General features: G+C 56.7%; 20 protein-coding genes. 19 read left to right on the forward strand and 1 reads right to left on the reverse strand.

Annotated elements, in window-relative coordinates; all coding sequences use genetic code 11:
- Positions 1-179 precede the first annotated feature (179 nt).
- The 7 genes from rpmH to ACQUQP_RS01955 all read left to right on the forward strand — a co-directional run bounded on the left by rpmH (position 180) and on the right by ACQUQP_RS01955 (position 8416).
- Positions 180-314 (forward strand): 50S ribosomal protein L34, encoded by a 135-nt coding sequence (gene rpmH, locus ACQUQP_RS01925; RefSeq protein ID WP_104005388.1) that lies wholly within the window; start codon positions 180-182, stop codon positions 312-314.
- Between the two features lie 26 nt (positions 315-340).
- Positions 341-715, forward strand: a complete 375-nt coding sequence (gene rnpA / locus ACQUQP_RS01930) for a ribonuclease P protein component (RefSeq protein WP_432697134.1) — start codon at positions 341-343, stop codon at positions 713-715.
- Between the two features lie 13 nt (positions 716-728).
- Entirely contained in the window at positions 729-2420 is a 1692-nt protein-coding gene (gene yidC / locus ACQUQP_RS01935) for a membrane protein insertase YidC (RefSeq protein ID WP_432697135.1), read from the forward strand.
- A 114-nt stretch (positions 2421-2534) separates the two neighbouring features.
- Positions 2535-3899: a tRNA uridine-5-carboxymethylaminomethyl(34) synthesis GTPase MnmE gene (gene mnmE, locus ACQUQP_RS01940; protein WP_432697136.1), complete on the forward strand. Its 1365-nt coding sequence runs from the start codon at positions 2535-2537 to the stop codon at positions 3897-3899.
- 210 nt (positions 3900-4109) lie between these two features.
- On the forward strand, positions 4110-4574 hold the full coding sequence (locus tag ACQUQP_RS01945; RefSeq protein WP_432697137.1) for a FecR family protein: 465 nt from the start codon (positions 4110-4112) through the stop codon (positions 4572-4574).
- Complete coding sequence (locus tag ACQUQP_RS01950) at positions 4567-5274, forward strand: OmpA family protein (protein WP_432697138.1); 708 nt, start codon at positions 4567-4569, stop codon at positions 5272-5274. Before ACQUQP_RS01945 ends, ACQUQP_RS01950 begins: the two co-directional genes overlap by 8 nt.
- A gap of 31 nt (positions 5275-5305) precedes the next feature.
- On the forward strand, positions 5306-8416 hold the full coding sequence (locus ACQUQP_RS01955) for an HD domain-containing phosphohydrolase (RefSeq protein ID WP_432697139.1): 3111 nt from the start codon (positions 5306-5308) through the stop codon (positions 8414-8416).
- A gap of 64 nt (positions 8417-8480) precedes the next feature.
- Here the strand turns inward: ACQUQP_RS01955 and alkB are convergent, their stop codons facing one another.
- Complete coding sequence (gene alkB / locus ACQUQP_RS01960; RefSeq protein WP_432697140.1) at positions 8481-9119, reverse strand: DNA oxidative demethylase AlkB; 639 nt, start codon at positions 9117-9119, stop codon at positions 8481-8483.
- An 824-nt stretch (positions 9120-9943) separates the two neighbouring features.
- On the opposite strand from alkB, the gene mnmG reads away from it, so the two are divergent.
- From mnmG to atpD, 12 genes are all read left to right on the forward strand, one after another.
- On the forward strand, positions 9944-11830 hold the full coding sequence (gene mnmG, locus ACQUQP_RS01965) for a tRNA uridine-5-carboxymethylaminomethyl(34) synthesis enzyme MnmG (RefSeq protein WP_432697141.1): 1887 nt from the start codon (positions 9944-9946) through the stop codon (positions 11828-11830).
- Positions 11830-12501 carry a 16S rRNA (guanine(527)-N(7))-methyltransferase RsmG gene (rsmG, locus tag ACQUQP_RS01970; protein WP_432697142.1) on the forward strand — a complete coding sequence of 224 codons (672 nt, stop codon included), beginning with the start codon at positions 11830-11832 and terminating at the stop codon, positions 12499-12501. The genes mnmG and rsmG overlap by 1 nt, the downstream gene beginning before the upstream one ends.
- 2 nt (positions 12502-12503) lie before the next feature.
- Positions 12504-13310, forward strand: coding sequence for a ParA family protein (locus tag ACQUQP_RS01975; protein WP_432697143.1), 807 nt, complete (start codon positions 12504-12506; stop codon positions 13308-13310).
- A 2-nt stretch (positions 13311-13312) separates the two neighbouring features.
- On the forward strand, positions 13313-14215 hold the full coding sequence (locus ACQUQP_RS01980) for a ParB/RepB/Spo0J family partition protein (protein WP_432697144.1): 903 nt from the start codon (positions 13313-13315) through the stop codon (positions 14213-14215).
- 222 nt (positions 14216-14437) lie between these two features.
- Complete coding sequence (locus ACQUQP_RS01985) at positions 14438-14824, forward strand: ATP synthase subunit I (protein WP_432697145.1); 387 nt, start codon at positions 14438-14440, stop codon at positions 14822-14824.
- A 16-nt stretch (positions 14825-14840) separates the two neighbouring features.
- Positions 14841-15662, forward strand: coding sequence for a F0F1 ATP synthase subunit A (atpB, locus tag ACQUQP_RS01990; protein WP_432697146.1), 822 nt, complete (start codon positions 14841-14843; stop codon positions 15660-15662).
- Positions 15663-15745: 83 nt separating this feature from the next.
- Positions 15746-15973 carry a F0F1 ATP synthase subunit C gene (atpE, locus tag ACQUQP_RS01995; protein ID WP_027853452.1) on the forward strand — a complete coding sequence of 76 codons (228 nt, stop codon included), beginning with the start codon at positions 15746-15748 and terminating at the stop codon, positions 15971-15973.
- A gap of 71 nt (positions 15974-16044) precedes the next feature.
- Complete coding sequence (locus ACQUQP_RS02000) at positions 16045-16515, forward strand: F0F1 ATP synthase subunit B (RefSeq protein WP_432697147.1); 471 nt, start codon at positions 16045-16047, stop codon at positions 16513-16515.
- Positions 16516-16527: 12 nt separating this feature from the next.
- The gene (locus tag ACQUQP_RS02005) at positions 16528-17064 is read left to right on the forward strand and encodes a F0F1 ATP synthase subunit delta (protein WP_432697148.1); all 537 of its coding nucleotides are present in this window, start codon (positions 16528-16530) and stop codon (positions 17062-17064) included.
- A gap of 15 nt (positions 17065-17079) precedes the next feature.
- Positions 17080-18624, forward strand: coding sequence for a F0F1 ATP synthase subunit alpha (gene atpA, locus ACQUQP_RS02010; RefSeq protein ID WP_432697149.1), 1545 nt, complete (start codon positions 17080-17082; stop codon positions 18622-18624).
- Positions 18625-18692: 68 nt separating this feature from the next.
- Positions 18693-19556: a F0F1 ATP synthase subunit gamma gene (gene atpG, locus ACQUQP_RS02015; protein ID WP_432697150.1), complete on the forward strand. Its 864-nt coding sequence runs from the start codon at positions 18693-18695 to the stop codon at positions 19554-19556.
- A gap of 37 nt (positions 19557-19593) precedes the next feature.
- The gene (gene atpD, locus ACQUQP_RS02020) at positions 19594-20991 is read left to right on the forward strand and encodes a F0F1 ATP synthase subunit beta (RefSeq protein ID WP_432697151.1); all 1398 of its coding nucleotides are present in this window, start codon (positions 19594-19596) and stop codon (positions 20989-20991) included.
- Positions 20992-21017: the final 26 nt, after the last annotated feature.

Here is a 21017-nt window from a genome sequence, read left to right on the forward strand (position 1 = left end):
TGTCAGCTGTAAATTCCCGACAGAACACCTTCCTCTTATAGAAAAACGCCGCGGCCGCTCAAAAACCGTACAAAAGGTTTGCATCGCACTCGCGAATTAAATAGAATTTCGCGTCTTAAATTTTTTGACCTATACGTGGATCAGCACCTCACGTACAGAACGTAAGTAGGACTGAGGCAATGAAAAGAACATTCCAACCTAGCGTACTCAAGCGCAAACGCAACCACGGTTTCCGTGCCCGCATGGCAACCAAGAACGGCCGTCAGGTTCTGAACCGCCGTCGTGCCAAAGGCCGTAAACGCCTTTCTGCTTGATTCAGCCCGCAGGGTTAAACGACTGCATGGCCGATTTCGATTATCCCCGTCAGTTACGTCTGTTGACTGGCGGGGATTTCAAGCGCGTGTTCGACAATGCAGCCTTCAAGGTCTCCGAGCAGCCGCTGCTCATACTCTCCTCGCCCAATGACCTTGGACACCCGAGAATCGGGTTCGTCATTTCCAAAAAAAACATCCGTCGGGCTGTCAAACGCAACCGCGTTCGGCGTATCATTCGCGAGTCTTTTCGCCTGCATCAGCACGAGCTCCCCGCCGTGGATATCGTTATTCTCGCCCGTCGTGGGCTGGATACGCTCGATAACCCCGACTTACACCGGATGATTGAGCGCTGCTGGTCCAGATTGATCAAGAAAGCCCACAAAGCTCACAAAAAAGGTTGATGGTTTCTTCGCCATGGATGTACAGCGAGTCATACTGATTGCCGCCCTGGCATTAATTTCCTACATGCTGGTCCTGCAGTGGAACGATGATTACGGTCCCGCTCAGCAACAGGCTGTAACCGAGCAGCAGGCTGAAACCGTATCAGCCTACGCCAACAGCAGCGAAGCCGAGTTGCCCGTCGCCGGTGCCGCATCTGATGCCAGCGCGGATATGCCCCTGGGCGCCAACGCTGATGAACAGGCCGCTGTCGCAGCAACCCAGATCAGCGAAGAGCTGATCAATGTATCCACCGACGTGCTGCAGGTTGTCATCGACCCGCGCGGCGGTGACATCATCAAGGTTGCCCTGCCCAAGCATGAAGACGCTCTCAACTCCGGCAATCCTTTTGTCCTGCTGGAACAGAACAGAAACCGTACCTACGTGGCACAGAGCGGCCTGGTGGGTCGGGATGGTCCGGATGCCCAGAAGGCTGGCCGTCCGCTGTACAGCGTCGATAACACCGAGTACTCCCTGGGTGATAACGACAGCCTGAACGTGGATCTGACGCTTACCCAGGATAACGGCGTTACCGTCACCAAGCGCTTCACCTTCACCAAGGGTGAATACCGCGTCGGTCTCGACTACATCGTCGATAACCAGAGCCAGGAATCCTGGAACGGTGTTCTGTTCGGCCAGATCAAGCGCGATGGCAGCGCAGACCCCTCTCAGCAGACCTCCATGGGTATGCAGTCCTATCTGGGTGCGGTGTTCTCTACCGAAGAGAACAACTACCAGAAGGTCGACTTCGGCGATATGGATGAAGAGCGCTTCAGCCAGTCCAGCCAGGACGGTTGGGTTGCCATGGTGCAGCACTACTTCCTCAGCGCCTGGATTCCGGCGCCCGGTGCTGAATACACCTACCAGTCGCGCAAGCTGAACGGCAACTATATTGTTGGCTTCCTGTCACCGTCCTTTGATGTGGCACCGGGCCAGAGCCAGAGCGTCAGCGCCACTCTGTATGCCGGTCCCAAGGACCAGGAGCAGATGGAAGCCACCGCGCCTAACCTGAAACTGACCGTGGATTACGGCATCCTCTGGTGGATCGCGGCTCCGCTGCACGCCATCCTGACCTGGATCCACTCGCTGGTTGGCAACTGGGGCCTGTCGATTATCGGCATCACGCTGCTGGTGAAGATCGCGCTGTTCCAGCTCAACGCCAAGGCGTTCAAGTCGATGGCGAAGATGCGCAAGTTCGGCCCGGAGATGACCCGCCTGAAGGAACAGTATGGCGATGACCGCCAAAAGATGTCCCAGGAGATGATGAAGCTGTACCAGAAGGAGAAGATCAATCCTCTGGGTGGCTGTCTGCCTATCCTGGTTCAGATGCCTGTCTTCATCGCCCTGTACTGGGTACTGATGGAATCTGTCGAGCTGCGTCACGCGCCGTTCTTCGGTTACATCCAGGACCTGTCGCAGATGGACCCGTACTTCATCCTGCCGATCCTGATGGGCGGAACCATGTTCATTCAGCAGATGCTGAACCCGACACCGCCGGACCCGATGCAGGCGAAGATCATGAAGCTGCTGCCGATCATCTTCACCTTCTTCTTCCTCTGGTTCCCGGCAGGTCTGGTCCTGTACTGGCTGGTCAACAACGTACTGTCGATCGCCCAGCAGTGGATCATCAACCGCCAGATCGAGGCGGGAGACGACAAGAAGGCGTAATCGCCTAAGCTTAAAAGGCTCCCTCGGGAGCCTTTTTTGTATCCGCCAGACGCTATCCAGAAAGCACTATCCAGAACCTCAGCGCGCTCCATTTAGTAACGAGAACAGAACGCCATGCAGATCGAACAGGACACCATCGTCGCCCAGGCCACGGCTCCAGGACGTGGCGGCGTCGGCATCATCCGTCTCTCAGGCCCGAAGGCACTGGAGCTTGGCAAGCGCATTCTGCGCTTCGAGCCCGAGCCCCGGCACGCCCACTACTGCGGCTTTTACGCCCAGCAGGGCGAAGAGATCGATCAGGGTATCGCGATCTATTTTCCCGGCCCCAACTCGTTCACCGGTGAAGATGTGCTTGAGCTTCAGGGCCACGGCGGGCCGGTAATTCTTGATCTGCTGCTGCAGGAGCTGATCGCACTGGGAGCGAGACCAGCACGCCCGGGCGAGTTCTCCGAGCGCGCCTTCCTTAATGACAAGCTGGATCTGGCTCAGGCGGAAGCGATCGCCGACCTGATCGACAGCGCCTCGGAGCAGGCCGCCCGCAGTGCATTGCGCTCACTCCAGGGCGCGTTCTCGAAACGCGTACACTCTCTCGTCGAAGCGCTGATCCAGCTAAGGATCTATGTGGAAGCCGCCATCGACTTTCCCGAGGAGGAGATCGACTTCCTCGCCGATGGCAAGGTACTCAGCGACCTGCAGGCGATCCTGTCCCAGCTCGCCGATGTGCAGCAGGAGGCGTGCCAGGGTAGCCTGCTGCGCGAAGGCATGACCGTGGTGATCGCCGGGCGCCCCAACGCCGGCAAGTCCAGCCTGCTCAACGCCCTGGCCGGGCGCGAAACCGCCATCGTCACCGATATAGAGGGTACTACCCGTGATGTACTGCGCGAGCATATCCATCTTGATGGCATGCCGCTGCACATAATCGATACCGCCGGATTACGTGATGCGCCAGACGCAGTGGAGAAAATCGGCATCGAGCGCGCCTGGGAAGAGATTCGCAAGGCGGACCGTATCCTGATGATGGTCGACAGCACTCACTCGGAAACCACTGATCCGCTGACGCTCTGGCCAGAACTTGGCGAGCACCTGGATAACCTGAACCATGTCACACTGATTCGGAACAAGGCCGACCTGAGCGGTGAAAAAACCCGTATCGAGCAGGTAGGTGAGCACACACTTATTGCGCTGTCGGCTAAACAGGGCGGCGGCGTTGAACTCCTGCGGGAGCATCTCAAATCGGTGATGGGCTTCAGCACGACCACTGAAGGCGGCTTCATGGCACGCCGTCGCCATATCGATGCCCTGGAACGCGCCCGCGAGCTGCTCGACACCGGCCTGCTGCAATTACAGAGCGCCAGCGCCGGCGAACTGCTCGCCGAAGATCTGCGCCTGGCACAGCAGGCGCTGGGCGAAATCACCGGTGAATTTACCCCGGATGATCTGCTCGGACGGATCTTCAGCTCATTCTGTATCGGCAAATAGAGCGGGGCGACAGCCGGTAGCCCGCTGCGGTGAAACCCGTGTACCGATGAAAATATGTGCTAGATTCCAGATAGACTCGTTCGCCGCGTCCGGCTGACATCAAGCGGCGGGGCGATCGCGCTATCTACCCGGCAGCCCTAATCTGCCCCCAAGCTCCGCCTGGGACATCGCACCGATGTTTCCTTCGATCAAGCACACGGAGGTGAAATGGTGAGTGTTCGAACATCCCTTATCTCAACGCTGCTCACGACAAGCCTGCTGGCCGCGCTGCCCGCAGGCGCGGATGAGCGGGCAGGCACATTCAAGGCGATCAACGGCTCGGTGAGCATCGATCGATCCGGGGATACACTGACCCCCGTAATCGGCGACGGCGTCATGACCGGCGATCTGATCACCACACAAAACGCCAGCTTTGCCGCCGTGACATTGATCGACGGCACCCGCTTAACCGCCGGTCCAAACTCGGAAATGGTGATCAACGACTTTGCCTTTGATACCACCACCCACGAAGGCCGCCTCAATGCCAACGTCAAAAAAGGCAGCCTGGCGGTAATTTCTGGCAAGCTGTCCAAGGCCAATCCTGACTCGGTGCGCTTCAACACTGGCTCAATGACTTTGGGCGTGCGCGGTACCGAGTTCATCATTGAGGCAGCCGGAGGTGCCGGTGATGAATAAGCTATCCATATCTCTGCTGGCCGCGCCGATTTACCTCTTCGCCTGCGTCGCTTATGCGGGCTCTTACCTGATGAGCCCCGACGGCGTTCCGGTCAAAGACTCGGTCGGCCAGTGCATCAAACTCTCGATTCAAAGCAACCAACAGCTGCAGCCGGGCTGCGATCCTATGGACCGGATTATTTTGCTGCCCGATGCTGAGGGTAAGGTCGGTGCGGTGCTGGCCACTATCGGCACCGAGACACTGACTGTAGATCAGGCGTACGGCACGCTCAGAGTGGGTGGCGAAGGTAGGGTTGAATCGGCTACGGCCAGCAAGAACGAGGTGGATGCTCAGTTCGGCCAGCTGCTGGCGTCGCAACCACCGCCTCCCACCAGTTTTGTCGTGCGTTTCGTTACTGGCTCGGCCACAGAGCTGACGCCCGACTCCGCGGCTGTGATACAGGCGATGTTAACGGACCTGGCCAATCGGCCGGCACCAGAGATCAGGGTGGTTGGCCATACCGACAGCGTCGGCTCCATCGAAGCCAACGACCGGCTGTCAAAGCAGCGAGCTGAAACGGTAGTCGACATCCTAGGCCGTGAGGGGATCTCTCTGGATCTGCTCGAAGCGGCGGGACGGGGCGAGCGAGAGCTGGCGGTGCAAACCGGCGACAATGTGGCCGAACCCGATAACCGCCGCGTTGAGATAATCGTTCGCTAGGCCAGCGAACTCTAACCGGGGCGTACGCAGCATGTTGAGATATCTCACAAACAAGCGTTCAGTCCTGCGTCGTCTGGTGGTGTTTACCGGGGGCCGTCCGCTGGCGGCGCTGCTGCTGCTCGCCATACTGCTTCTGGAGACCATTCATGCGCTCCCGATACCAATTAAAGAGCGGCTGCCAAAAGCAATTACCTCCGGCGTTGAACTCATCCGTGCCCCGATTCAGGGTGTGCAGCTGTGGATGTTTGACAGCTACCAGAAAATCCTGCCGCGGCAACCCCAGTCCCAGCCAGCCACGATCGTGGCTATCGATGAAAAAAGTCTCCACGAGTTTGGCCAGTGGCCCTGGCCGCGGGACGTGCTGGCCAAGATGATTGGTCAGATCGACCTATACCAGCCCGCTGCCATCGGCCTCGATTTTTACATGCCGGAAGAGGACCAGAACTCTCTCGTGCGCTTGACCGAACGTCTGGCACCCGAGCACAAATACCTGATCAAAGAGCTTGAACTCATGCCCTCCAGCGACTTTCAGCTGGAGATGGCGCTCAGCAGCACTCCTTCGGTCCTCGGGGCCGCCGGCTTCAGTTTCGAAGCCTATACCAACACCAATCACCTGCTCAGCGCAAAGCCTGAAATCACCGGCAGTGATCCACTTCCATTCGTGGAAAATTATCCCTGGGTATTGGCCAGCCGACCTCAGTTTCAGGCCGCCGCGGCAGGCCAGGCACTGCTGAGTGTTCCCGCCCAGGCCGGTGCTATACGTCGCATTCCTCTGATCTCCGCGGTAAACGATTCTCTGGTTCCCGGCCTGGCTCTGGAGATGTTTCGCGTCGCCACCGGCTCCAGTGCGATTCGGGTCACCGCTTCCGATTGGGGTATCCAGAGTGCCGGCGTCGCCGATCTCGATGTAGAGACCCAGCCGAACAGTGATGTGTGGCTCCACTATGCTCCGCTCAAAACGACGCAGTACCACTATCTTTCCGTTGTGGATCTGATGAGTGGCAATTTCGACCCCGCGCTGTTGCAAAGCAAGCTGGTGATCATCGGGCTCACCGGGGCCGGCCTGTCAGATATGCGTTTCACCGCCCTGGGTGAACAGGTACCGGGGATAGAGATCCAGGCGCAACTGATTGAATCCCTGTTTGACGGCACTCTGCTTAAACGCCCCAGCTGGCTTCCCCTGGCCGAGATGGGGATCGTGCTGGTCGTTGGCCTGATACTGGTGTGGTTCGTACCCAAGTCGGAAACCTGGCTCGGCGCCATACTTAAATACCGCCCGGTCTGGATGCTGGGGTTTCTTGGGATCTTCTCCGCCCTGATGCTGGCGCTGGGTTTCGCTCTGTTCGCCATGGCTGGCATGCTGTTCTCCGCGTCAACCGTGGCGCTGGGCGTTGCTCTGGTGCTCTCCATATTCTTCGCTCATACCATGCTGGATAACCTCACCGACGCCCAGCAGAAGATGGCCCGACTAGTGGAGAACGGCATCTCTCTGGGCCGCCTGCAGCAGCGGGCGCTACTACTGGAAATGACACTCGACGGCATGAATGATCTCGCCCCCAGCCAGGCGGCGTTGGTGTTTTCCAGGTCGGAAGACGGGCTGTTAAACCCCATTGCGCAGCGTAACCTGTCCGAGGGCTGGCCCGGGGCGATCGACCCTGATACGTCGAATAGCCCGGGCCTGCTGAGCGCCGCCTTTCATGACCAGGCGATCAAGCGGGTCAGCGAGGCAGATGATCCCAGGCTGAAGTCCGAGCATTGGCCAGAACTCCGACTCGCCTCCGGCGAGCCGCTCAAGTCTGTTCTCGTCGTCCCGATGCTGCTCTCGGATACCAATCTTCGAGGGATCGTTGTGCTGATCAACGCTGTAGATCCATTAAGTCGAGACGTGCACAGTTTCAGCGAAAAACACATCCCCTTCGTGGAAGCGCTGGCGACCCAGGCCGCCGTTGCCATGGAAAACCTGGATCTGGTGCAGGCACAGAGGAAAATGATGGATGCGATGATAGAGATGATCGCGGGTGCTATCGACGCCAAGAGCCCCTACACCGGCGGCCACTGTGAGCGCGTGCCAGAAATAGCAACGATGCTCTGTGAAGCCGCCAGCAATAGCAACGACGCCCCCTTCGCAGAGTTCAGTTTCAATAGCGACGAAGAGTGGCGCGAGTTCAAGATCGCCGCCTGGCTGCACGACTGTGGCAAGGTGACCACACCTGAACACGTGGTGGACAAAGCCACCAAGCTGGAGACCATCAACAACAGGATTCACGAAATCCGAACCCGGTTCGAAGTGCTGCTGCGTGATGCCCAGTTAGAGCACTTAAAGGCGATCCATATAGAGGGAGAGGATCCAGCTGGCGCAAAAGCCCGCTTCGAAGCGCGCAAACAGCAGCTGCAGGACGATTTCGCGTTTATCGCCAGCTGTAACGAAGGAGGAGAATTTCTCAGCGATGATAAAATCGAGCGGATTCGCCAGATCGGCGCCCAGACCTGGCTCAGATATTTTGATAACCGTATCGGCCTGTCCCATGAAGAGCTGCTGCGCTATCCAGACAGCTCAAATCCGCTGCCCTGCGAGGAAAACCTGCTCAGCGACAGGCCCGAGCATCTCATCGAGCGCCCCCCCAGTAACGCGCTGGACGATAAATTCGGCTTCAAGATGGAGATACCCGAGTATCTGTATAATCAGGGAGAGCTGCATAACCTCAGCGTGAGTCGGGGCACCCTGACTGCCGAAGAGCGCTTCAAGATCAACGAGCATATCATCCAGACTATCGCCATCCTCGAACAGATGCCGTTCCCCCCCAACCTGAAGCGCGTACCGGAGATTGCCGGGGCCCACCACGAAACCCTGATAGGAACCGGCTACCCGAGGCAACTGACCCGCGACGATCTGTCGATTCCGGCACGCATTATGGCCATCGCCGATATCTTCGAAGCGTTGACCGCCTCCGACCGCCCCTACAAAAAAGCGAAAACCCTGTCGGAATCTATCCGTATTCTGAGTTTCTTCAAAAAGGATCAGCATATAGATCCAGATCTGTTTGATCTCTTCCTCAGTGAGGGGATCTACAAGGTGTACGCGCAGCGCTACCTGAAGCCAGAACAGATCGATGAAGTGGATATCGAACAGTATCTGAACTGACGAGCACTCGCGCAGCGGTAGCCGGCTGGCGGCCGGCCCCCAACTGAGCAGCCGGCACGGCTCGCTAACCTGCCCGCCGGAAGGTCAGGTTGAGCCTCAGCTCGCCGAGTTGCGGGTGAGTTGCCCGCGCAAGAGGGGCAACACCGTGATAAACCATTCGTGAGACCCCGCCCCACACCAGAAGATCGCCATGTTCCAGTGGAAAACGCTTCACCGGATCCCTGCGCCTCTGACCGCCAAACAGAAAGGTCGCCGGTAAGCCGAACGAAAGTGAAAGGATCGGCTGGCTAAAGTCGCACTCGTCCCTGTCCTGATGCAGTCCCATCCTGGCACCTGGCCGATAACAGTTAATCAGGCAGGAGTCAGGCGCAAAACCCGCGAAGCCAGTATCCAGGGCCCCGCGTTGTGCCAGTTCGAGCATACTTTTCGGCATCGCCGGCCAGGGCAGACCCGTCACTGGATCCTGCCTGACGTAGCGGTAGCCAGTTTCATCCGTAACCCAGCCATATTCACCACAGCTGCTGGTCCGAACCGACATCGAATGACCGCCGGGTACGCGCATGCTGCGCAGCGGCGCCTGTCGCAAAATTCCGCGCAACTCGGTTAGCACCCAATCCGTATGCGCTGCTGCGTAGGCTTTAATAAGCACAGCATCTGTTTCTATATCGATACGATTTAACGAACCGAACAGGTCGCCGGTCATCTTTCACACCTTAATTTGCGCTATGTGGATAACTTTAGCAAAAAACTTTTCCACCGTTTGGTGGATTATCAGCCTCTGTTTAATCCACACCTGCTGACATTCCTGGGGGTGTGGATATATTTGCGCAGTGTTTACGATGTTTGAATTCGCTGTTACTTACAGGTTATTCACAAAAAACAGTTCGTTAATGTGTGTTTAAGTATCTGATAAATATATTTTATTTGATAAGCACACATACTCACAGATAAAACTATTCACAGAAGCCGTTCAGCGTTAGCAGCCTGTTACTAAAAACATTGTCCCTAGGTTTTCAACAGTACCTCAGGAACCACTTTTTACCTTTGCTGGACTTACACACAATTTCTTCTGATACTATGCCATCACCGGTCAACAAGGCTCTTAACAATCAAGTTGTTCACATAAACTTGTGAGTAGTGTGTATAGAATCGGGGGAACAAGCCGTGAATGATCTGTTCATGGAATTACCCTGTGCAAAACTCCCGTTTTTATCAACAAAGCGTCCAGAGGCTGTGGCCAACTACACCTCAGGTGCTATACAGTGCTGCTATCTCTGTATATCTATGATTTATAAAAGTAAATTCGTCTTACCCAGAGAAAACAGCCGGGCTATTAGTAGTAACCACAACAATCTTCTCTTTATTTAAAAGATATATTTCTTTAAATACCTAAAGAGAAACGGCTCGAAAACACGCTGTACAATTTTTGATCATTCCTTCCTCAGTCTTAAACCGCTATAATTCCGCTCCTTTTCTCGCGGCTCACTCTCTTGAGCTGTGTAACCCCAAATCCTGTGAGGTGCTGAAGTGGACTATCCCGACCACTTTGACGTGATCGTTATTGGCGGCGGACATGCCGGTACAGAAGCCGCTCTGGCCTCTGCACGCAAAGGGGCACGTACCCTGTTGCTGACCCATAACATCGAAACCCTGGGACAGATGTCCTGTAACCCGGCCATTGGGGGAATAGGGAAGAGCCATCTGGTCAAGGAGATAGATGCACTGGATGGAGCCATGGCACGGGCAACTGACCGCGGTGGTATCCAGTTTCGCGTATTGAATGCACGCAAGGGGCCTGCGGTACGGGCCACACGGGCACAGGCTGACCGGGTACTCTATAAAGCGGCGATCCGTGACATCCTGGAAAACCAGCCTAACCTGCAGATCTTTCAGCAGGCCGCTGATGACCTGATTATCGATAGCGACAGGGTTGGCGGTGTGGTCACGCAAAGTGGTATCCGCTTCCGTTCCAGCCAGGTGATCCTGACCGCCGGTACCTTTCTGGGTGGCGTAATCCATATCGGTATGGAACAGCACTCCGGTGGTCGCGCCGGTGATCCACCAGCGCTGCGTCTGGCTGAACGTTTACGGGAGCTGCCTTTGAGGGTTGAACGCCTGAAAACCGGCACCCCGCCACGTATCGATGCCCGCAGCGTCGATTTTTCGGTGATGCAGGTGCAGCCGGGCGATACACCGACACCGGTCATGTCGTTCATGGGCAGCCGTGATGAGCATCCGCAGCAGATCAACTGCTACATCACCCATACCAATGCGCAAACCCATGACATTATCCGTTCGGGGCTTGATCGCTCGCCCATGTTTACCGGTGTGATCGGTGGTGTGGGGCCAAGGTACTGCCCCTCCATCGAAGACAAGATCCACCGCTTTGCGGACAAGGACCAGCACCAGATTTTTGTCGAGCCGGAAGGCCTGACCACACACGAGCTTTACCCAAACGGTATCTCCACCAGTCTGCCGTTTGATATCCAGCTTGAGCTGGTGCGCTCCATGCGTGGTTTTGAAAATGCGCACATCACCCGTCCGGGTTACGCCATCGAGTACGATTACTTCAACCCTCAGGATCTGAAGCACACGCTGGAAACCAAAGCGATCAGCGGCTTGTTCTTCGCCGGCCAGATCAATGGCACCACCGGCTACGAGGAAGCGGGTGCACAGGGACTGCTTGCAGGTATCAATGCGGCCGCACAGGCGCTGGGGCAGGAGGGCTGGTATCCGCGTCGCGATGAAGCCTACATCGGCGTCATGATTGACGATCTGATCACCCATGGAACCTCCGAACCCTACCGCATGTTCACCAGCCGGGCGGAATATCGCCTGCTGCTGCGTGAAGACAACGCGGATCTGCGCCTGACCGAGCAGGGCCGCAAGCTGGGTATCGTCGGTGAAGAGCGCTGGGCTGCATTCTGCAACAAGCGCGAAGCGATCGAGCAGGAAGCCCAGCGTTTGAAAGAAACCTGGATTCAGCCGGGCAGTGCGGAAGCGGATCGAATCGCCGATAAGCTCACCTCGCCGATGAACCGCGAATACAGCCTGGCGGATCTGATCAAGCGCCCGGAAATGGGCTATGCCGATGTGGCCGATCTCAAGGGAACACCGGTGGATCATGAGCAGGCCGCCGAACAGGTGGAGATCCAGCTGAAGTATTCCGGTTATATCGATCGCCAGAAGGATGAGATCGCCCAGATGCAGCGACAGGAAAACACCCCGCTGCCGGCGGACTTTGACTACGACGTCGTAGGAGGTCTCTCCAACGAACTGAAAGACAAGCTGAAACAGCATCAGCCGGAAACCCTGGCTCAGGCATCAAGGATTCAGGGCATGACACCGGCGGCAATATCGCTGCTGCTGGTTTATCTGAAAAAACGTCAGTTACAGCAGAAGGTAGCCGGTTGATGCAGGAATACAGAGCCACGCTTGAATCCCAGCTTAAAGCGATCGGTGTTACCGCCACCGATGCTCAGGTTGACCTTTTGCTTGCCTACCTGGCGCTACTGGTGAAGTGGAACAAGGCCTATAACCTGACCGCTGTGCGTGATCCCCGCGAGATGATCACCCGACACCTGACCGACAGTCTCAGTATCCTGCCCTGGATCCGCGGCGGGCGACTGATCGATGTGGGCAGTGGACCTGGGCTGCCAGGGATACCGCTGGCGATCATGCGTCCCGAACTCGATGTCACCACGCTGGACAGCAACGGCAAGAAAACCCGTTTTCAGAACCAGGTGAAGATGGAGCTGGGCATCAGCAATCTGCACGTTATTCATGGACGGGTGGAGCAGTGTGAAGAGGGGCCTTACGATCAGATCGTCTCCCGTGCTTTCGCATCGCTCTCCGATATGCTCAAGTGGACCGCACATCTGCGTTCGGAGCAGGGTGTTTTTCTTGCCATGAAAGGACTGTATCCTGAAGCGGAACTTGAACAGCTGCCGCCGGGTTTCCAGTTGAAGTCCAGCCACAGGCTCAACCTGCCGGCTACGGATGGCGAGCGGCATCTGCTGATCCTGGGGGGCATTCCCGAATCTTCGGTCAACACTGCTGCCCCTGATGAACTAGGGAGAGCCTGAGCGTGGCGAAGATCCTCACGATCACCAACCAGAAAGGTGGTGTCGGCAAGACGACGACGGCGGTTAATCTGGCCGCATCGCTGGCGGCAACCCGCAAGCGTGTGCTGATGATCGACCTGGATCCCCAGGGCAACGCGACCATGGGGAGCGGTGCCGACAAGCATCAGCTCGAAACTTCGGTTTACGAGCTGCTGACCGACCAGGCCAGCGCCGAAGAGGCGATCCTTTCCGGTCTGCCGGTAAAATACGATCTCATTGGTGCCAACGGCGATCTGACCGCAGCCGAGGTAGAGCTGCTGCAACTGCCGCGGCGTGAATTTCGCCTGAAGATGGCGCTGATGCCGGTGATGGAGCGTTACGATTTCATTCTGATCGACAACCCGCCATCGCTGAACCTGCTGACGGTCAATGCCCTGGCGGCATCCGACGGTGTGATCATTCCGATGCAGTGCGAGTACTACGCACTGGAAGGGATCAGTGCACTGGTCGGCACCATCGACAAGATCAACCAGCGGCTCAACCCCAAGCTGAAGATCGAAGGCATATTGCGCACCATGTTCGACCCGCGCATGAGTCTGACCAAGGACGTCTCCGATCATCTGGTCGAGTACTTCGGCGAAAAGGTTTACCGCACCGTCATCCCGCGCAATGTGCGGCTGGCCGAGGCGCCGAGCCACGGTATGCCGGCACTGCAGTATGACAAGAATTCACGCGGAGCTCTGGCTTACCTGGCACTGGCCGGTGAGCTGATCCGCCGTACCGAGCAGGAGCAGCCCACCGAGAGCGTGGCGACTGAACAGGAAGACTGAACATGGCTGTCAAAAAGCGTGGACTGGGGCGTGGTCTGGATGCCCTGCTGTCGAGTGTAAGCCCGGAAGCGGAACAGGTATCCGTTGATCAGGTGGCAGAGTCTGCCGCCTCCGGTCAGGAAGCTGTCCCCGGCGAATTGATGGCGATGCCGGTTGACCGTATTCAGCGCGGTCGTTATCAGCCCCGTCGTGACCTCGATCCCGAAGCGCTTGAAGATTTGGCGGCATCCATCAAGCTGCAGGGCGTCATGCAACCGATCGTTATCCGTCCCGTGGATAGCGAGATGTATGAGATTATCGCCGGTGAGCGTCGCTGGCGCGCGGCCCAGATGGCCGGGCTCGACACTATTCCGGTCGTGATCCGTGATGTGCCGGACGAAGCGGCCATCGCCATGGCCCTGATCGAGAATATCCAGCGGGAAAATCTCAACCCGATGGAAGAGGCGATCGCACTGCACCGTCTGCAGACCGAGTTCGAACTGACCCAGCAGCAGGTGGCCGATGCGGTCGGCAAATCCCGCTCCACCATCACCAACCTGCTGCGCCTGATGAATCTCACCGCAGAGGTGAAGACCCTGCTAGAGCACGGCGATCTTGAGATGGGCCACGCCCGAGCCCTGCTGCCACTGAGCGAAGAACACCAGATCGAAGCAGGTAAGGAAGTCGTCGGTAAGGGGCTGTCTGTGCGCCAAACCGAGGCACTTGTGCGCAAGATCCTCGAAGGTCGCAACCTGCCGCGGCCGAAACCTGAACCGAGCGAGCGCTGCAAATCCCTCTCCAGCGAGTTGTCCCGGCGCTTTGCCGTACCCGTTGAGGTCAAATCCAATGACAAGGGCAAGGGCAAGATCAGCCTGAGTTTCACCTCCGAGGAAGAGCTCGACGCGATCCTCAATCTGTTGCGATAAGCGGTCATTTAAGCCGGGTCTGACTGGCCCGGCGCCCCGCTTTAGTGCCGTTCGTTAAGACATTAGTGCAAAAACTCCAAGCTTTTATTGAGTGCTGCCCCCTTAAACCCTATAATCTTGCCGCTATTTGAAGGGGACTTTGCGTCCGAAATAGGGTGGCTTTTGAACAGATCAGAGCCGAAGGGGCAACCGGATATCCAGCCGGCGGTACGCAGCGGACGGTTGCAAAAACGCAGTAGGCAGGCGTTTCTCAAGGTTTATCTGATCCAGAGCGGTTTGCTCGTCGCGGTGGCAGCAGCCTGTCTCATCAAGGGCCCGGTCGAGGCTTACTCGGCGTTGCTTGGTGGTATGCTGTACCTGCTGCCCAATCTCTATTTCACCTGGCGGGTTCTCTATAGCAAGCGACCGGCCGAGACTGCTCAGCAGGTCGTGATCAGTCTCTATGCCAGTGAAATAGGGAAAATGGTTTTGGCCGCAGGCCTGTTCAGCGCGACCTTCGTGCTGATCGATCCGCTGAGCCCATTTTCCCTATTTCTCACCTTCATACTGCTGCAACTATCTGGGTGGATGCTGCAGTGGAGGCTGAATAACCGTTTCCTGAAACTTTGACTATGAGAGACTGAGAATGGCGAGTGGAACAGTTACATCCTCAGAATATATATCGCACCATTTGACCAACCTGACCTTCGGTAACCACCCGGAGAACGGTTGGGGATTCGCACACGGTGCTGCCGAAGCTGCAGAAATGGGCTTCTGGGCGATCAACGTGGATACCATGTTTTGGTCCGTGGCGCTGGGTGTGCTTTTCGTATGGTTCTTCAACAAGGTTGCCAAACAGGTAACCTCTGACGTGCCGGGTGGCGCGCAGAACTTTGTTGAATCGATCATCGAGTTCGTCGACGACAACGTGAAAAGCATTTTTAACCATAAAAATGCCGTGATCGCACCGCTGGCGCTGACCATCTTCGTCTGGGTCTTCCTGATGAACCTGATGGACCTGGTGCCGGTCGACTGGATTCCGTTCGTGGCCGCTGAAATGGGTATCAGCTACATGAAAGTGGTTCCGACCACCGACGTAAATGCCACCGGCGGCATGGCGATCAGCGTGCTGTTCCTGATCGTTTACTACAGCATCAAAATGAAGGGCATCGGCGGCTTCATCGGTGAGCTGGCGTTCCAGCCGCTGCCGAAGATCTTCGCGCCGTTCAACCTGTTCCTTGAGCTGGTAGGCCTGCTGGCCAAGCCGGTCTCTCTCGCCCTGCGACTGTTCGGTAACATGTACGCCGGCGAAATGATCTTCATCCTGATCGCTCTGCTGCCTTTCTGGGCGCAGTGGATCCTGTCCGTGCCCTGGGCGATCTTCCACATCCTGGTTATTACGCTGCAGGCGTTCATTTTCATGGTACTGACAATCGTGTACCTGGCGATGGCCCACGATCATCACTAAGCGTAGTGACGGATAGATAGAAACCGAGTTCGTTTTAAACCTTAAACTTCAACTTAAACCTTGAAAATTGCTGGAGAAAAAAAATGGCTGAACTGCTGTATATCGCTGCTGCTCTGATGATGGGTCTGGCTGCAATCGGTGCTGCTATTGGCATCGGTATCCTCGGTGGTAAGTTCCTGGAAGGCGCTGCGCGTCAGCCGGAGCTGGTACCGCTGCTGCGCACCCAGTTCTTCATCGTAATGGGTCTGGTCGACGCGATCCCGATGATCGGTGTTGGTCTGGGTCTGTACGTCCTGTTCGCTGTTGCTTAATTAAGTAGAAATGGCGTTTTACCCAATGTCGGGTACCTACTACTTACATAACAACCGCGAGAGGTAATGGCGTGAATATCAATCTCACCATCATTGGTCAGGCCATTGCATTCTTCCTCTTCGTCGTATTTTGCATGAAATACGTCTGGCCGCCGATTACCGGCGCCCTGGCAGAGCGTAAGAAGAAGATTGCCGAAGGTCTTGATGCGGCCGACCGTGCAGAGCGCGACCTGCGACTGGCTCAAGAAAAAGCCGCCGCAGACATGCGTAAAAGCAAGGAAGAGGCAGCCGCCATCATTGAACAGGCCAACAAGCGGGCTAACCAGATCGTCGAAGAAGCCAAAGAGCAGGCACGCGAAGAAGCTGATCGCGTAAAAGCGTCTGCCCAGGCTGAAATCGATCAGGAAGTTAACCGGGCGAAGGAAGCACTCCGCGCTCAGGTGGCTACGCTGGCAATTGCCGGTGCTGAAAAGATCCTGGAAGCCTCTGTTGACGAGAAAGCGCACGCACAGCTGGTTGAGAAACTGGCCGCGGAGCTTTAAGCGAGGTTAACGATGGCTGAACTCAATACAGTCGCTCGGCCCTACACCAAAGCCGCGTTCGAGTACGCGCGCGACAAGGGTAGCCTCGATCAGTGGTCTACGATGCTGTCCACCGCCGCTCTGGTGGTCAAGGACAGCGCCATGGCCCAGGTGCTGAACAACCCGGCGCTGACATCCGGTCAGAAAGCCGAGGTGCTGATCTCCGTCTGCGAAGAGCAGATGGATGACGCCGGCAAGAACTTCGCGTTCCTGCTGGCGGAAAATCAGCGTCTCGCGCTGCTACCGGAGATTTCTCTGCAGTTTGAACAGCTCAAGGCGGCACAGGAAAAGTCGGTCGATGTCGACCTGACCACCGCCTTCGCGCTGGACGACGCTCAGCAGCAGAAACTGGCTCAGGCGCTCAGCACCAAGTTGGGTCGCGAAGTGAAACTGACCTCCCAGGTGGACAAGTCCATCCTTGGCGGCGTAGTCATTCGCTCTGATGACCTTGTGATCGACGGTTCTGTTCGTGCACGACTGGCGAAACTGGCCGAAGCGATGAATTCCTGAGTGTGAGGAATAACAATGCAGCAACTGAATCCATCTGAGATCAGCGAGATTCTCAAGAAGCGCATCGAGAAGCTTGATGTGTCTTCTGAAGCCCGTAACGAGGGCACAATCGTCAGCGTTTCCGACGGTATCATCCTGATCCACGGTCTCGCCGACGTAATGTACGGTGAAATGATCGAATTCCCGGGCGGTGTCTACGGTATGGCACTGAACCTGGAGCGTGACTCTGTTGGCGCCGTAGTACTGGGCGACTACCAGACTCTGGTCGAGGGCATGACTGCCCGTTGTACCGGTCGTATCCTTGAAGTACCGGTTGGTCCGGAACTGCTCGGTCGCGTCGTTGACGCGCTGGGTAACCCGATCGACGGCAAGGGTCCGGTCGAAACACAGTTGACCGACGCTGTAGAAAAAGTAGCACCGGGCGTTATCGCCCGTCAGTCGGTTGATCAGCCGGTCCAGATCGGTCTGAAAGCGATCGACGCCATGGTCCCGGTTGGCCGTGGTCAGCGTGAGCTGATCATCGGTGACCGTCAGATCGGTAAGACCGCGATCGCGATTGACGCGATCATCAACCAGAAAAACACTGGCATCAAGTGTATCTACGTTGCCATCGGTCAGAAGCAGTCCACTATCGCCAACGTCGTGCGCAAGCTCGAAGAACATGGCGCCATGGACCACACCATCGTGATCGCAGCTGGTGCGGCTGATCCTGCAGCGATGCAGTATCTGGCTCCGTACGCCGGTGCGACCATGGGTGAATACTTCCGTGACCGCGGTGAAGATGCTCTGATCATCTATGATGACCTGACCAAGCAGGCCTGGGCGTATCGTCAGATCTCCCTGCTGCTGCGTCGTCCGCCGGGCCGTGAAGCCTACCCGGGTGACGTTTTCTACCTGCACTCCCGTCTGCTCGAGCGTGCCGCGCGTGTTAACGCCGACTACGTAGAAGAGTTCACCAAGGGTGAAGTGAAAGGCAAGACCGGTTCTCTGACCGCGCTGCCGATCATCGAAACCCAGGGTGGTGACGTTTCCGCGTTCGTTCCGACCAACGTAATCTCCATTACCGATGGTCAGATCTTCCTGGAAACCAGCCTGTTCAACTCCGGTGTGCGTCCGGCGATCAACGCGGGTCTCTCCGTATCCCGAGTTGGTGGTTCCGCCCAGACCAAGATCATCAAGAAGCTTGGTGGTGGTGTACGTCTGGCACTGGCACAGTACCGTGAACTGGCAGCCTTCGCTCAGTTCGCTTCCGACCTCGATGAAGCTACCCGCGCTCAGCTCGAGCACGGTCAGGCTGTTACCGAGCTGATGAAGCAGAAGCAGTACTCGCCGATGTCCGTCGCTGAGATGGGCCTGAGCCTGTACGCGGCGAACGAAGGTTTCCTGAAAGACGTGGAACTGGACAAAATCGGTGCTTTCGAAGCGGCTCTGATCTCCTACTTCAACAGCGAACACGCTGATCTGATGGCGAAGGTCAACGAGAAGGGCGATTACAACGACGAAATCGCTGCGTCCTTCAAAGCCGGCATCGAAAAGTTCAAGTCTACCCAAACTTGGTAAGTGCTCCTTTGTGAGCCGGGGCCGGTCTCTGACCGGCCTGAACTAAGACAAGTTTAATAGGCGGAACTATGGCAGTCGGAAAAGAGATTAAGACGCAAATCGCGAGCATCGGCAGCACGCGCAAGATCACCAGCGCCATGGAAATGGTTGCTGCGTCGAAAATGCGCAAGGCCCAGGATCGCATGCAGTCTTCACGTCCGTACGCCCAAAGCATCCGTGGTGTGGTTCAGCATCTGGCCAAGGCCAATCCTGAATACCGTCACCTCTACATGCAGGAGCGTGAGGTCAAGCGCGTCGGTTTCATTATCGTCGCTTCTGACCGCGGCCTCTGTGGCGGCCTGAACGTCAACATGTTCAAGGCAGCCATTGCAAAGATGAAGGAGTTCAAAGAGCAGAACGTCGAGATCGATATCTGCGCACTGGGCTCCAAGGCAATCAGCTTCTTCCGGAACTACGGCGGCAACGTCGTGGCGGCGAAAGGCGGCCTGGGTGATGCACCCGAGCTGGGCCAGCTGCTGGGCTCCGTGAAGGTGATGCTGGACAGTTTTGACGAAGGCAAGCTGGATAAGCTGTACGTCGTGTCGAATGATTTCGTGAACACGATGACCCAGAAGCCCGCTGTCGAGCAGCTGTTGCCGCTTCAGGCAGGTGAAGACGAAGAGAAGCTCAGCCACCACTGGGACTATCTGTATGAACCGGAAGCGAAAGAGCTGCTGAATGGCCTGCTCAAGCGCTATATCGAGTCTCTGGTTTACCAGGCAGTGGTTGAGAATAACGCCTGTGAACAGGCAGCACGTATGCTGGCGATGAAGAACGCAACAGATAACGCCGGCAACCTGATCGATGAGCTGCAATTGGTTTACAACAAAGCCCGTCAGGCGGCGATCACTCAGGAAATCTCCGAGATCGTCGGTGGTGCTGCTGCTGTTTGATGCAGTGAACAGGTTTAAATGTTAAGAGGATCCGAACATGAGTAGCGGACGTATTGTTCAGATTATCGGTGCGGTCGTCGACGTGGAATTCCCGCGTGACAATGTACCGAAGGTTTACGACGCACTGGTCGTCGATAAAACCGGCCTGACACTGGAAGTTCAGCAGCAGCTGGGCGACGGTGTCGTACGAGGCATTGCAATGGGTCAGACCGAGGGCGTAGCCCGTGGTCTGGAAGTGTCCAATACTGGCGCACCGGTTTCCGTACCCGTAGGTACCGAAACTCTGGGCCGTATCATGGACGTACTGGGTAACCCGATCGACGAGTGTGGCCCGATCGGTGAACAGGAGCGTTATCCTATTCACCGTAAAGCGCCGTCTTACGCTGATCAGGCTTCTTCCAACGAACTGCTGGAAACCGGCATCAAGGTTATCGACCTGGTTTGCCCGTTCGCCAAGGGTGGTAAGGTTGGTCTGTTCGGTGGTGCCGGTGTAGGTAAGACCGTAAACATGATGGAGCTGATCAACAACATCGCCCGTCAGCACTCCGGTCTGTCTGTATTCGCAGGTGTAGGTGAGCGTACTCGTGAGGGTAACGACTTCTACCACGAGATGCAGGAAGCCGGCGTTGTTAACGTCGAGCAGTTCGATCAGTCCAAGGTAGCGATGGTCTACGGTCAGATGAACGAGCCGCCTGGCAACCGTCTGCGTGTAGCCCTGACCGGCCTGACCATGGCTGAGAAGTTCCGTGATGAAGGTCGTGACGTACTGCTGTTCGTCGACAACATCTACCGTTACACCCTGGCGGGTACCGAGGTATCTGCACTGCTGGGTCGTATGCCTTCTGCGGTAGGTTACCAGCCGACCCTGGCGGAAGAGATGGGCGTTCTGCAGGAGCGTATCACCTCCACCAAGACCGGTTCCATCACGTCTATCCAGGCGGTATACGTACCGGCGGATGACTTGACCGACCCGTCTCCGGCGACCACCTTCTCCCACCTTGACGCGACCGTTGTACTGTCTCGTCAGATCGCGGAGCTGGGTATCTACCCGGCGATCGACCCGCTGGATTCCACCTCTCGTCAGTTGGATCCGCTGGTTATCGGTCAGGAACACTACGAGATCGCTCGTGGCGTGCAGTCTACCCTGCAGCGCTACAAGGAGCTGAAGGATATCATCGCGATCCTGGGTATGGACGAGCTGTCTGAAGAAGACAAGCAGATCGTATCCCGTGCGCGTAAGATCCAGCGCTTCCTGTCTCAGCCGTTCTTCGTAGCAGAAGTATTCACCGGTTCTCCGGGTAAATACGTATCGCTGAAAGACACCATTACCGGCTTCAAGGGCATCCTCGAAGGTCAGTACGACGAGCTGCCGGAGCAGGCGTTCTACATGGTCGGTACTATCGACGAAGCGGTAGAGAAAGCTAAGAGCCTGTAAGCGGTTCCGGCAGAAACCTTTAAGAG

Origin of the sequence: Marinobacterium sp. YM272, from assembly GCF_050908845.1 — a bacterium.
Classification (GTDB): Bacteria; Pseudomonadota; Gammaproteobacteria; order Pseudomonadales; family Balneatricaceae; genus Marinobacterium_D.